The organism is Aliiroseovarius pelagivivens, assembly GCF_900302485.1.
Classification (GTDB): domain Bacteria; phylum Pseudomonadota; class Alphaproteobacteria; order Rhodobacterales; family Rhodobacteraceae; genus Aliiroseovarius; species Aliiroseovarius pelagivivens.
This window is the reverse complement of record NZ_OMOI01000001.1, coordinates 1,082,472-1,095,755: the sequence shown is the minus strand read 5'-3', so window position 1 is coordinate 1,095,755 and position 13,284 is coordinate 1,082,472. Positions and strand designations below refer to the sequence as shown.

The following is a 13,284-nucleotide window of genomic DNA, read 5'->3' as shown; positions in this document are numbered from 1 at the left end:
TGTTGCAAGCCAAAACTGGCTGACACAGATCGTTAGATCACTCGTCCAAAGATCCGTGCACTGCGAACTGATCCAACTGGGCCTGTTGTGGCTGGATCGCGCGATAGCTTTCGCGAACACCTGCGTCCGTCAATTCGCGCGCAACCGTCAAAAGCGTACCGTCTTCGTGTTCGTCACATAGGTCGGCCATATGAGCGATTTCATCAGCCGCGACGGGGCGAGCCGCATCGATGTCCGGCGCGCCATAATATGTCACGAAATGCTGCGCCAGCTGGCTTGTAAGCCGTTCAACCTCGACCGCCTCTACTGCGGTGACGGCAACAAATGTTACACGCCCACCCGTGTCCAAGCCGAACCACCCGTTCGAGAACGCCTGACGCGCCTTGCCCACCAGATCCGCCTCGGCCCAGTTCGAAAACTCGAACCCACCTGAAACGCACCATTCCCCCGTGCGGGCGTGATTAGCAAAGACGCGCGTGTCGCTGTCATCCAGATGGGTCGCAATGGCTAGTTTCATTAGAGGGTCTCCAGAAGGCTGCTCAGGGGAATAAGATGGGTGGTGCCTTCGTCATCGCGTAAAAGCATTCCGAAATTCTCATCAACGCCCATGAAGGTGCCAATCAAACCGTTCTGGCTGACCTCTTCACCCATCGCATACGCCAAGCCGCGCCATTCTTCATGCAACGAGCGCGGTCCGTCCTGTTCCCAACGGTTGATCCAGTTCAGTGTATGACGCGCCCAGGCTTCCAGCAGGCGGGGCGCCTCTACATCGACGCAGCCTTCGGCATAGAGTGCTGTGGCGTCCGGCGTGTCGCCGGGGCGGTCACTTTCGGGCCAAAGCGGCAGGGTAAACCCCACGACCAACCAGTCCGGCACCTCGTCGACATTCGGGTCCGACGCCGCCACGCGGAACGTGCCGCACCGTGCGCCATTCACGCGGATGCCGCCGCCCCATTCCAAATGCACTGCAACCTCAGGAGGTGCCAACGCGCCAAGGGCGTTCTGGAACCCGACCTCACAGGTGGGCAGCATGGACATAGCGCGTGACAAGGGCACTTCGGGTGCAAAGACCAACGCCGCAGACAAGCTGTTTGCACCAAGGTTATAGACGATCAACCCGGCATCGCAGCCCATCGCAGCCTTGGCTTGTGCGGTGGCGAATGCATCGCTGACACCGCTGACGGCGTGGCCCGACATCATAGGCGGAAAGACCAGCGGGTCGGTCATGCATGGCCTCCGTTGATCAGGGCGCGGGCGACCTGACGGAAGGCATCCGCCTGAGGACTGTCGGGCTGGCTTGTCACGATCGGCGCGCCTCCGTCAGCGGCCAAACGGATTTGCAGGTCGAGCGGGATCTCGGCCAAGAGCGGCACGCCCAGCTTTTCGGCCTCGGCGGCGACGCCACCATGGCCAAAAGTGTGCTCTTCGTGGCCGCAATTCGAACAGATATGGGTCGACATATTTTCGATCATACCATGGATCGGCACGTTCATTTGATTGAACATGTCGATACCCTTGCGCGCGTCCAAAAGCGCCACATCCTGAGGCGTCGAGACAATTATCGCGCCATCAACCGGGGCCTTTTGCGCCAGCGTCATCTGCACGTCACCCGTGCCCGGCGGCAGATCCACGATCAAGACGTCCAACGCACCCCATTGGACCTGCGTCATCATCTGTTGTAGCGCGCCCATCAGCATCGGCCCGCGCCAGACGACGGCCTGATCATCATTGGTCATAAGACCGATCGACATCATCGTCACACCGTGATTGCGCAAGGGTAGAATGGTCTTCCCATCTGGGCTGGAGGGCCGCCCCGAAACGCCAAGCATACGCGGTTGCGATGGACCGTAGACATCCGCGTCCAACAGCCCCACGCGCCGCCCTTCAGCGGCCAGCGCACAGGCCAAGTTGGCGGATACGGTCGACTTGCCGACCCCACCCTTGCCCGAGGCCACAGCCAGAATGCGATCCACGCCCGGGATCTTTTCCGGCCCCTTAGGGGCGGCGGCAGATTGCGGTTTCAGGTCGGGCGGAGCGGCAGGAGCGCTGTGCGCGGTCATGACGATATTGGCTGTGGCGCCGATGGCGGTCAAAGCTGCCTCGGCTTGCGCCTTTACACCTTCATAGGCCTCGGCCCGCGCTGGATCTATTTCCAACACGAACCGCACTGTTTTGCCATCCACATTCAGCGCGCGCATCGTGCCCGAAGACACGATGTCACCACCAGCGGGATCGTTCACGCCCTTGAGCGCGTCCAGAACCTGTTCTCGGGTCACGGGTTACTCCTGTGCCTTGATGTCGCCTTCGACCTCGTGGGTCATGCCCAGCTCGTCGATGGTGATGACCGCGCGCGCCTTGAAGCTTTTACCCTCGGTCTCGGGGGCGTCGCGCAAGGCCTCTTCGATGGCTTGTTGCGAAGTTACGCCAACCTGTTTCAGGAATTTGCGCATCGACATGTTGAAATCGTCGCTCATGGAGGTCTCCTATCTCAGTGATCGCGCCGCTTGGACAGATAGTCTGCCGTGGTGCGCGGGCGGGGCCGTTCGCCCCCTTCAAACGGATTGTTCTTGGCGTGATACTGCGCGTTCACGCGACAGTCATCACACATCTGTATCATGCGCACCGCTTCCGGGTTGGCAAACATCGCATGGTTGCCTGCCAGCTTCTCGGTGATCTTTTCAATGGTGGACTTCACACCGAACAGCGCGCCGCATTCAACACAGGCAAACGGCTCTTCTTCGTGAAGCACCTGTTGATCCAGCGCCGCCGGGGTCAGGTTCATCTGAGGCGCAAGCGTAATGGCCTTTTCCGGGCAGGTGGATGCGCAGATCCCGCATTGCAAGCAGGCGTCTTCCTGAAAGCGCAGTTGCGGCATGTCTGGATTGTCTCCCAATGCACCCGAGGGGCAAAGCGATACACAAGACAGGCACAGCGTGCAGGCATCCGTATCGATCAGCGTCGCGCCATAAGGTGCACCTTCGGGCAGTGACAAAGCTTCCACACCGGGGTTCAGCGCGATGGCGGCCTGACGCGCAACCTGACGGCGGCTGCCCACAGGGCGCACCGGCGAGGCGACCGGCGCAGGGGCGTCAGCATCATACAGCGCATCCGACATCGCATCGGGATCACTGGAGTCCAACAGCGTGACCCCTGCCCCCAAAGCGCGGGCCAGTTCGGCCTCATAGGTGATGACGTCGGCATCGACGCCCGGTGCCAACACAAGTGTTACGTCGGCAAAGCCTGCCGCGGCAGCGGCCAGCATCTCGGCATGACCGAAAGCCGCAAGTGCTGACAGTTCCAGCGGGATAACATCAGCAGGCAAGCCGCGCCCAAAGCGCGCCGACAGCCTGATCATCTCGGATCCGTGATCGTTCACAACCAAAAGGCGCGGCGCTTCGCCGCCCGCCTCCAGATAGGCCCGGGCCAGCGTCTGGACGCGTCGCATTGTAAGGTCCACCGGCGGCGCGTCATAGCTAATCGCCCCCGATGGGCACAGCGACGAACACGCGCCACAACCAGCGCAAATCATCGGGTCGATGATGACGTGGTCTCCGTTCGGCTGAATGGCCCCGGTCGGGCAAGCATCCAGACAACGAGAACAGCCCGGTTGGCTGGCGCGCGAATGGGCACAAAGCATAGGTTCTGCTTTGATATACAATGGCTTTTCGAAAGTTCCGACAAGATGCGAAGCCTGCATGACGACCTTGGAAATCGATGGCGCATGGGCGGGGTCTGCACGCAGATACCCTTCGCGCTTTTCCGGTGCCGGAAACAGCGGTATGTCGCCAGTTAGGTCCAAAATGATGTCACATTCCGACTGCCCACCATCGCGCGGCGCGGTCAGGCGTGGGGCACCACGACCGGCAGGATCCAATTGTTCCAGCGCGTCAATTTGTACGCTGAACTGCCCCAGCGCGCCTTGTGCAGATTTTAGGCGTCCGCGGATCACATCATAGGCTCGGGTCACCGGCAGATCCGCGCCGTCCGTCAGCAGAACGGTCACCCCAAGATGATCCTTCAATGCCTCGGCAGCCGGGATCGCAACGGGTTCCGCCCCGATGATCAGACACAGCCCTTCGGACCGCACATCCAGCACCTTCTCTGATGGGGCAGGCAATGCAGCTTCGGCCACCAACGCGGCCATTTTGGGTAGTTTCGAAGCCGGATCCTCGGACCAACCCGCCCTATCGCGCAGGTCCAGAACAGGGGGTGCAGGGGTTCCAATTTCTTCGGCCAGGGCTTCGAAAAGACGGTGTTCCTGAGCGCAACAAATAATTGCGTCTCCCCCGGAAATGGCGGCTGCGACCTGTTCGATTTCCGCCGTACACAGCGCTGAATGCAGCTTCGAGACCGAGGCCCCTGTTGCGTTTGACAGGGCTGTGCCGTCGATGGCCTGACTCCCGGAACAATCACATAGTATCAGTGTCTTATCCAAGTTTCCCCCCATCGGATTACCCTGCAATTCAACCCCATTCAGTGGTGTTGACCGGCAATCAACTAGCCATGATTTCAGTCAGGCGTAAACCGGTTTTATTCGGCACCCCCCATGCCTTGGGGTCCGATTTTTCCGCGACGATTCGCCAATCAGACCAAGCATCAATAATCCGATGGTTTTTGTCAGATTGGACATTTCGACCCGCACCGCCGATCGGCCAGTGGGCGTGTTGACAATTTGTCCCGAATGGCCCGAAGGCCGCAAATAGGCGTTTGCGGGCGCCCAAGCATGGCGCAGGATGTCGCAAGGGAGGACATCCAGAACGTGATCCACGATCCAAACAGGTTTGACGCGATGCCAATTGGCGTCGTTTTGCGCCGCGCTCCGGGCGTGACCCGGTGGGCTGCGTGGACGTGGAAAGCTGTCGATGTGCTGCCCGGTGCCAAGCAAGCGGATTGGCGGGTACTTCGCCAAGAGGGCGAGATAACCGACTATCACGCAGCCACTCCAACGCTTGAGTTACATGGCGCTGATACCGAAGCTTATCTGCACGGCTTAAACGCCCAGTCCCCTTCCCTCTACGCCGTGATGCGCGAAACTGAAGATGACGCCCGCCCGCTTGAACTCGTGTTGCTGACGGCCTCGCCCTACGAGGCGCAGGACTATGCGGATAACGGCGAAGACATCATCGAAAAGATCGCCATGCCGCCCGCCATTCAGGCTTGGGTCAGCGATTTCGTCGACACACATCATCGCGAAGAGGTGTTCAAGAAACGCAAGCGCGACAAGAAAGACATTGGCGCGGTCGAGGATGGCGTCGGAGACGCGCGGATCTCGCAGATGGCCGATGTCTATCGCTCGCCGATACAAGCCAAGAAGGAGCGTCTTCAATGAGCGACTTCTGGGCCCGCCGCAAAGCCGCAGTTTTGGCGGAAGAGCAAGACGCCGCACGCCTTGCTGACGCCGAAGCGCAACAAGAGCGCGAGGCAGAGCTGGCCGAACGCACCGACGAAGACATTCTAGCCGAGCTGGAACTGCCCGACCCCGACACTTTGGAAGAAGGTGACGATTTCAAGGTGTTCCTGACAGACGCTGTTCCCGCACGCATCCGCACCCGTGCGTTGCGCCGTTTGTGGCGGTTGAACCCTGTTCTGGCCAATGTCGACGGGTTGGTTGACTACGGCGAAGATTTTACCGATGCCGCTTGCGTGATCGAGAACCTGCAGACCGCCTATCAGGTTGGCAAGGGCATGACCGAACATGTGCTCGAGATGGCGCGGCAAGCAGAGGCGGCGGCCACCGCCGAAGAAGCTCCTGAACCCGAAGAGCCCCTTCTGGCTTCGACGGATGACGAGGACGACCAGCCAAGGGAGCTAGTCGACGATCCCGCTCCTGTTGATCACGTCCCTGACTATACCCTCTCTGATCCAGATCCGACCGAAGACATGGCGCCGACCGCCTCACGCCGTATGCGTTTCGCATTCGATGTGCCACAATCGGAGGCACACGGATGACACAGACACTTTTGCAGGAGCCGCCCATGAGCGCCACTGACGCCCCGCGTATAATCGACGAAGACCGGATGCGGGCTGACCTTTACAATTTCCTCGGGCTGTTGCTTGCCACGCCGCCCAGTACTGAAACCCTTTCAATGACTGCTGGCCTGACAGGGGATGACACGCCTCTTGGCACCGCCATCAACGCGCTGGCCCGGATTGCAAAACTGTCCAAGCCCGCAGGTGTGGAAAGCGAATTCAACAAGCTGTTCATCGGCTTGGGCCGGGGCGAGCTATTGCCCTATGCCAGCTACTATCTGACCGGGTTTCTGAACGAAAAGCCGCTGGCGAAACTGCGTCAGGACATGGCCACACGGGGCCTGACCCGCGCCGAAAACGTCTATGAGCCGGAAGACAACATCGCATCGCTGATGGAGATGATGGGCGCGATGATCGCCGGCCGCTTTGGGCGCGACCATGACATCGCGGACCAGAAGCTGTTCTTCAATACGCATATCGGCCCCTGGGCTGGTCACTTTTTCACGGATTTGGAAGCCGCCAAGAACTCGGTCTTCTATGCCGCCGTCGGCCAGGCAGGCCGGGTGTTCATGGAAATCGAGGCTGAAGGCTTCCGGATGAGCGCGGAGTGATCCGCACATATTGGCGGGCAACCGTCACCAACAGAGAGGAGGAACTCTCATGACCCAGAAGGACAAGGAAGCGACAAGCCGCCGCGACTTTCTGAAACTGGCCGGAACGGCAGCCCCAGCGGCTGCAGTGACCGTCATGGCCAGCGGGCAAGAGGCCGAAGCGGCCCCGGAACCCGACCTGCAGTCGACCCGTCTGCAGGATACGGCGCAAACCCGCGCCTATTTCGCATCCGCCAAGTTCTGACGCGGCAGGTGCTTACGACCCAAGGCGACTGGTTGCGATAGGCCCGACTGCCAAGGGAAAACATCAACCCAGCCAGCCCCTGTGGGGCAGCAAGGGAGGTTAACATGCTGAGGAAAAAGACCAACGGGGTTGCGAGACGCCCCCAGCGGACAAGTATCCTTTCCGATGTCGCAGAGAAATCTGTCGACCGCCGCGCGTTTCTGCGTGGCAGCGGCCTGGCCATTGGTGGTCTTGCCGCAATCAGCGCCACCGGAGGAACGGTGACGCAAGCTACGGCTGCTACGGCTGCCGATGGCGCAGTAGAGACCTTGAAATCGGTCTGTACGCACTGCTCGGTCGGTTGCACGGTCGTGGCAGAAGTTCAAAATGGTGTCTGGACCGGTCAGGAACCCGGTTATGACAGCCCCTTCAACCTTGGGTCCCATTGTGCGAAAGGCGCCTCGGTGCGTGAACACGCGCATGGCGAACGTCGCCTGAAGTACCCGATGAAGAAAGAGGGCGGCGAGTGGAAGCGCATCAGCTGGGAGCAAGCGATCGACGAGATCGGCGACGGTATGATGAACATTCGGGAAGAAAGTGGCCCGGACAGCGTCTACTGGCTCGGCTCGGCCAAACATTCGAATGAACAGGCGTATCTGTTCCGCAAGTTCGCCGCCTATTGGGGCACGAACAACGTGGATCACCAGGCGCGTATCTGTCACTCGACAACAGTGGCCGGCGTAGCGAACACATGGGGCTACGGCGCCATGACCAACAGCTACAACGACATCCACAACAGCCGCGCGATCTTCATCATTGGCGGCAACCCGGCCGAAGCACACCCCGTGTCGCTTCTGCACGTGTTGAAAGCCAAGGAAGAAAACAACGCGCCGCTGATCGTCTGCGACCCGCGCTTCACGCGCACGGCCGCCCATGCTGACGAATATGTCCGCTTCCGTCCCGGCACCGATGTAGCGCTGGTTTGGGGCATTCTGTGGCATATCTTCGAGAACGGTTGGGAGGACAAAGAGTTCATCCGCACCCGTGTCTGGGGCATGGATCAAATCCGTGACGAGGTGAAGAAGTGGACGCCTGAAGAGGTCGAACGCGTCACCGGCACCCCCGGTGAACAGCTGAAGCGCGTCGCGCATACGCTGGCCAACAACCGCCCCGGCACCGTGATCTGGTGTATGGGTGGTACGCAGCACACCAACGGCAACAACAACACCCGCGCCTATTGCATCCTTCAGCTTGCGCTGGGGAACATGGGTGCTGAAGGTGGTGGCACCAACATCTTCCGTGGTCACGACAACGTGCAAGGCGCTACTGACCTTGGCGTTCTTAGCCACACCCTGCCCGGCTACTACGGTCTGTCGGGTGGCGCATGGGCCCACTGGGCACGTGTTTGGGGTGAAGATGGTGACTGGTTGAGCGGTCAGTTTGCCAAGGTGACCGGCGCAGATGGCAAGGAAAAGAACCTTCAGAACCTGAAGGGTATTCCTGTCAGCCGCTGGATCGACGGCGTTCTGGAAGATCCCGAGAATATGGACAACCCCGACAAGGTGCGTGCCATGGTTCTTTGGGGCCACGCGCCGAACTCGCAAACCCGTCAGACGGAAATGAAGACGGCGATGGAGAAGCTGGACATGCTGGTCGTGATCGACCCGTATCCCACCGTCTCGGCCGTCCTGCATGACCGCACTGATGGCGTCTATCTGCTTCCGGCAGCGACACAGTTCGAAACCCGTGGCTCGGTCACGGCGTCGAACCGTTCGCTTCAGTGGCGCGAAAAGATCGTTGACCCGCTATTCGAATGCAAGCCAGACCATGTGATTATGGGCCTGTTTGCCAAGAAGTTCGGCTGGTCGGATCGCTTCTTCCGCAACATCGAGATGGAAGACGACGTCACCCCCAATGTTGAAAGCATCACGCGTGAATTCAACAGGGGTCTGTGGACCATCGGCTATACGGGTCAAAGCCCCGAGCGGATCAAGCTGCACATGGAAAACCAGCACACATTTGATCGCACCACGCTGAAAGCTGTGGGTGGTCCGGCTGACGGAGACTATTACGGTCTGCCATGGCCGTGCTGGGGAACGGCGGAAATGGGTCACCCCGGAACGCCGAACCTTTACGACATGTCGAAAGCCGTGTCCGAAGGTGGCCTGACCTTCCGCGCCCGTTTCGGTGTGGAGCGTGACGGTGACAACCTGCTGGCCGAAGGCGTCTATTCGAAAAACTCGGAAATCCAGGACGGGTACCCCGAGTTTACGATGCAGATGCTGATGGACTTGGGTTGGGACGGTGATCTAACGGATGACGAACGCGCCTCGATCGAGGCCGTGGCCGGTCCGAAGACCAACTGGAAAACCGACCTTTCGGGCGGTATCCAGCGGGTTGCGATCAAGCACGAATGTGCACCGTTCGGTAACGCCAAGGCCCGTGCTGTTGTGTGGACCTTCCCGGATCCGATCCCGCTGCACCGCGAGCCGCTTTACACGCCGCGTCGTGATCTTGTGGCGGATTATCCGACCTATGAAGATCGTCACGACTATCGTCTGCCGACGCTGTATGCCTCAATCCAGAAGAACGATTTCTCGCAAGAGTATCCGATCGTTCTGACCTCGGGGCGCTTGGTTGAATACGAGGGCGGCGGGGATGAAACCCGGTCTAACCCGTGGCTGGCCGAGCTTCAGCAGGACATGTTTGTCGAAGTGAACACACGTGACGCCAACAACCTTGGTGTGCGTGATGGCGAACAGGTCTGGGTCGAAGGCCCGGAAGGCGGCAAGGTCAAGGTCATGGCGATGGTCACCGAACGTGTCGGCGAAGGCGTTGCCTTCATGCCGTTCCATTTCGGCGGTCACTTCCAAGGCGAAGACCTGCGGCACAAATATCCCGACGGGGCTGATCCGTATGTGTTGGGCGAAAGCACCAACACCGCGCAGACCTATGGCTATGACTCAGTGACCCAGATGCAAGAGACGAAATGTACTCTTTGCAAAATCTGGGCAGCGTAAGGAGGAAAGAGAATGGCAAGAGCAAAGTTTCTCTGTGACGCCGAGCGCTGCATTGAGTGCAACGCCTGTGTAACCGCGTGTAAGAACGAGCATGAGGTGCCTTGGGGTATCAACCGCCGCCGTGTTGTGACCATCGAAGATGGTAAGCCCGGCGAACGGTCGATCTCGGTCGCCTGTATGCATTGTTCGGATGCGCCCTGCATGGCCGTTTGCCCGGTCGATTGCTTCTATCAGACCGAAGACGGTGTGGTGTTGCACTCGAAAGACCTGTGCATCGGTTGTGGTTATTGCTTCTACGCGTGCCCCTTCGGCGCGCCGCAATACCCGCAGGCTGGCAACTTCGGAAGCCGTGGCAAGATGGACAAATGTACCTTCTGTGCCGGTGGCCCCGAGGAAAACCACTCGACCGCCGAGTTCGCCAAATACGGACGTAACCGTCTGGCCGAGGGCAAACTGCCCATCTGTGCCGAGATGTGTTCGACCAAGGCGCTTCTGGCGGGGGATGGCGACGACGTGTCGAACATCTACCGCGAGCGTGTGGTGGCCCGTGGCTTCGGCTCTGGCGCTTGGGGCTGGGGTACAGCCTATCAGCGCAAGGGTGGCTGATCGGTCTTGATCACCTTCATGGGGCGGCCCTGCAACGGGGCCGCCCCACTTCAAACACTTGTTTCAAGGAGGAGCGACCATGCTGCGCATGGCACTCGCACTTGTCCTGATGCTAACGCTTGCTCCGGCAGGGTTCGCACAGGAAGACACTCCGGCAGTCGACCGTTCCGCCACTGGCGGCGCGCAGACGCTGGACGATATTCTGGCCCGTCAGGCCGGGCAGAAACTTGACGACAGCTTCCGGTCTGATGCCGTGGGCGACCCGAACGGCGCAGCAGGCATTGCTGCACAGCTTGGCACTCTGGGAGGCGTCTCAGACGCCGAAACATGGCGCGCCCTGCGCTATGGCTCAGCGAACGTAAACGTCTCGGCCGGTGGTGATGTCGCAACTGTTTTGGTTCAGGACGGCGGCATGCGCTGGCTCGAATTCCGCGACACCACGCTTCGAACCTATGGCGGTTGGTTGTTGGTCGGCACTTTGGTCGCGCTTTTGGCCTTCTATGTTCTGCATGGTCGGATCAAGATCGACGATGGCCGCGCCGGAACCACAGTGACCCGCTTCAAAGCGATTGAGCGTTTTGGTCACTGGCTTTTGGCGGGATCATTCATCCTGCTCGGGGTTACCGGACTGCTGGTCCTGTTTGGCCGCGTGTTCCTTGTGCCTCTCTTCGGAAAAGACGCCAATGCCTTCCTGCTGGTCTGGTCCAAATGGGTGCACAACAACGTGTCCTGGGCATTCATCCTTGGCCTCGTGATGATCTTTGTGATGTGGGTTGTTCACAACATCCCCAATCGCACTGACCTTCACTGGCTGAAGAAAGGCGGCGGCATTTTATTCGGGCATGATCACCCACCTGCAAAGAAGTTCAACGCCGGTCAGAAAATGATCTTCTGGTCCGTTGTTCTGTTTGGAGGCTCGATCGCCCTGACAGGCGTGTCCCTGTTGTTCCCCTTCGATCTGCCGCTCTTTGCGAAGACGTTCAACCTTCTGAACGCTACGGGTCTACCCCATATGATCGGGCTTGGAGAGCTGCAGGTGCAGCTTGCCCCGCAAGAGGAAATGCAGCTGGCGCAGGCCTGGCACGCGATCCTTGCCTTTGTTCTGACGGCCATCGTTCTGGCGCATATCTATATCGGCTCGGTCGGTATGGAAGGTGCCTATGACGCGATGAGCTCGGGCGAAGTGGACGAAGCTTGGGCTGAGCAACACCATTCGATCTGGTTGGAAGAATACAAAGCCGCCGAGCGGGATGCGGAAGGCAATAAGGCCCCACAGCCCGCAGAGTAATCAGACCACCGCCGCGCTCATTCCCATGGTCGTGGCGGTGGGTATCAGGATATTTCGGCGACCCCACATCTGGGCGCCATGACGGAGATGTAAAGATGAAAGCGATGCTTTTGGGCTTTGTGGCGATCATCGTAATTGCCATCGGTGCCAACAATATTCTTGGAACGCTAGGCTATTCCTCGTCCGACCGCTACTCTGGTGCTGCAGTCAGAAACTAAGGTCCGATCATGCGTGACGAATACGGAGAAAGCCTTGCCGGCGCGTCGATCCTTGTGATCGACGACGAACCCGGCATGCGAAACTTCCTGACCAAAATTCTGTCGCCGCGATGCAAGCGGGTTGAACAAGCGGGTTCGGCTATTGAAGCCTCGGCGGCGTTGGACCGGAACCATTTCGACCTTGTGATCCTAGACAACATCATGCCTGGAAAAACCGGGCTGGACTGGTTGCGGGAACAGGGCAAAGTCGGTCTGTTCTCAGATGCGATTTTGATCACGGCCTATGCCGATCTGGAAACCGCGATTGAAGCCTTGCGTATTGGTGTGGCCGATTTCGTTCTGAAGCCATTTCGTGCCAACCAGATCCTAAATGCAGTTGCACGTGCCTTGGATCGCAAGATCCTGCGCCGAGACAACTCGCTGTTGAAACATGAGTTGTCTGTCGAAGGTGGAACCGCGCGCGGTCGCCTGTTGGGGAACTCAATCCCGATCAACACCGTGCGCGAGATGTTGACCCGTTTGGCCCCAATGCCCACGCCAGTGTTGTTCACCGGCGCATCCGGCACCGGCAAAGAGATCGCCGCCCGAACATTGCACGCCATGTCCGACCGCGCCGAGAAACCCTTTGTCGCGGTGAATTGCGCTGCAATCTCGCAAGACAAATGTGCCGAAGACCTGTTCGGCGAAGTCAATGAAGACGGTCAAGGTCGGAACGGGTTGTTCCTACTGGCCGATGGCGGTGTGCTTTTCCTCGACGAAGTGGCACAGATGCCTGAAAAGATGCAGGCCGCCCTACTGCGCGTTTTGGAAGACCAGCGCATCCGGCCAGTTGGTGCAGAACGTGACATCCCTCTGAACCTACGGTTTTTCTTTGCCACCAACGCCGACCTGCCTGCGGCCGTGGCCAAAGGCACCTTCCGTGCCGACCTGTATCACCGGATCAATGTGGTCAATATCGACATGCCGCCCCTGAAAGATCGGTCGGAAGATATCGTCGAATTGGCAGCGCTGTTCATGGGGCAGTTCTCTAAAACACTGGCCTTGCCCGATCTAGAGCTGGATGATGATACGCTTTTGAAGATCAGCCGCTATGACTGGCCGGGCAATGTCCGCGAATTGCGTAACATGATCGAACGCTCTGTGATACTTGGTGCCTTTCCGGAAGAGTTCGCAGGCGGCGGGCAAGTCACGGGAAGCCGTGCCATCGAGACGCTTGATCTGGTCACCAAACGTCACATTCTGAACGTGCTGGATGCCTGCGACGGAAATCGGGCCGAAGCCTCACGCCGCCTTGGCGTTTCGCGCAAGACGGTTGACCGCAAATGCGCGTCGTGGGGGATGTGACAGG

Annotated in this window: 14 protein-coding genes; 9 read left to right on the top strand and 5 right to left on the bottom strand. The window is 59.4% G+C overall.

The window, feature by feature from the left end; translation table 11 throughout:
• Window positions 1-37: 37 nt before the first annotated feature.
• The 5 genes from ALP8811_RS05390 to ALP8811_RS05370 are packed head-to-tail and all read right to left on the bottom strand — an operon-like array spanning window position 38 to window position 4,435.
• A complete protein-coding gene (locus ALP8811_RS05390) occupies window positions 38-517 on the bottom strand; it encodes a DUF6505 family protein (RefSeq protein ID WP_108856126.1) in 480 nt (159 codons plus the stop codon).
• Entirely contained in the window at window positions 517-1,227 is a 711-nt protein-coding gene (locus tag ALP8811_RS05385) for a biotin/lipoate--protein ligase family protein (protein ID WP_108856125.1), read from the bottom strand. The genes ALP8811_RS05390 and ALP8811_RS05385 overlap by 1 nt, the downstream gene beginning before the upstream one ends.
• Complete coding sequence (locus ALP8811_RS05380; protein ID WP_108856124.1) at window positions 1,224-2,276, bottom strand: Mrp/NBP35 family ATP-binding protein; 1,053 nt, start codon at window positions 2,274-2,276, stop codon at window positions 1,224-1,226. The genes ALP8811_RS05385 and ALP8811_RS05380 overlap by 4 nt, the downstream gene beginning before the upstream one ends.
• A gap of 3 nt (window positions 2,277-2,279) precedes the next feature.
• Window positions 2,280-2,474: a DUF6494 family protein gene (locus ALP8811_RS05375; protein WP_108856123.1), complete on the bottom strand. Its 195-nt coding sequence runs from the start codon at window positions 2,472-2,474 to the stop codon at window positions 2,280-2,282.
• A 14-nt stretch (window positions 2,475-2,488) separates the two neighbouring features.
• The gene (locus ALP8811_RS05370) at window positions 2,489-4,435 is read right to left on the bottom strand and encodes a 4Fe-4S binding protein (RefSeq protein WP_108857445.1); all 1,947 of its coding nucleotides are present in this window, start codon (window positions 4,433-4,435) and stop codon (window positions 2,489-2,491) included.
• Between the two features lie 354 nt (window positions 4,436-4,789).
• Here ALP8811_RS05370 and ALP8811_RS05365 point away from each other — a divergent pair, with 354 nt between their 5' ends.
• From ALP8811_RS05365 to ALP8811_RS05330, 9 genes are all read left to right on the top strand, one after another.
• A complete protein-coding gene (locus ALP8811_RS05365) occupies window positions 4,790-5,329 on the top strand; it encodes a DUF3305 domain-containing protein (protein ID WP_108857444.1) in 540 nt (179 codons plus the stop codon).
• Window positions 5,326-5,949 (top strand): DUF3306 domain-containing protein, encoded by a 624-nt coding sequence (locus tag ALP8811_RS05360; RefSeq protein ID WP_108856122.1) that lies wholly within the window; start codon window positions 5,326-5,328, stop codon window positions 5,947-5,949. Before ALP8811_RS05365 ends, ALP8811_RS05360 begins: the two co-directional genes overlap by 4 nt.
• A 26-nt stretch (window positions 5,950-5,975) precedes the next feature.
• Entirely contained in the window at window positions 5,976-6,581 is a 606-nt protein-coding gene (locus ALP8811_RS05355) for a TorD/DmsD family molecular chaperone (RefSeq protein ID WP_245924574.1), read from the top strand.
• Window positions 6,582-6,630: 49 nt separating this feature from the next.
• Window positions 6,631-6,825, top strand: a complete 195-nt coding sequence (locus tag ALP8811_RS05350; RefSeq protein ID WP_108856120.1) for a twin-arginine translocation signal domain-containing protein — start codon at window positions 6,631-6,633, stop codon at window positions 6,823-6,825.
• 104 nt (window positions 6,826-6,929) lie between these two features.
• Window positions 6,930-9,824 (top strand): formate dehydrogenase subunit alpha, encoded by a 2,895-nt coding sequence (locus ALP8811_RS05345; protein WP_108856119.1) that lies wholly within the window; start codon window positions 6,930-6,932, stop codon window positions 9,822-9,824.
• A 12-nt stretch (window positions 9,825-9,836) separates the two neighbouring features.
• On the top strand, window positions 9,837-10,430 hold the full coding sequence (fdh3B, locus tag ALP8811_RS05340) for a formate dehydrogenase FDH3 subunit beta (RefSeq protein ID WP_108856118.1): 594 nt from the start codon (window positions 9,837-9,839) through the stop codon (window positions 10,428-10,430).
• Window positions 10,431-10,509: 79 nt separating this feature from the next.
• The gene (locus tag ALP8811_RS05335) at window positions 10,510-11,718 is read left to right on the top strand and encodes a formate dehydrogenase subunit gamma (RefSeq protein ID WP_108856117.1); all 1,209 of its coding nucleotides are present in this window, start codon (window positions 10,510-10,512) and stop codon (window positions 11,716-11,718) included.
• Window positions 11,719-11,813: 95 nt separating this feature from the next.
• Window positions 11,814-11,936, top strand: coding sequence for a hypothetical protein (locus ALP8811_RS16485; RefSeq protein ID WP_281260694.1), 123 nt, complete (start codon window positions 11,814-11,816; stop codon window positions 11,934-11,936).
• A gap of 9 nt (window positions 11,937-11,945) precedes the next feature.
• A complete protein-coding gene (locus ALP8811_RS05330) occupies window positions 11,946-13,280 on the top strand; it encodes a sigma-54-dependent transcriptional regulator (protein ID WP_108856116.1) in 1,335 nt (444 codons plus the stop codon).
• Window positions 13,281-13,284: the final 4 nt, after the last annotated feature.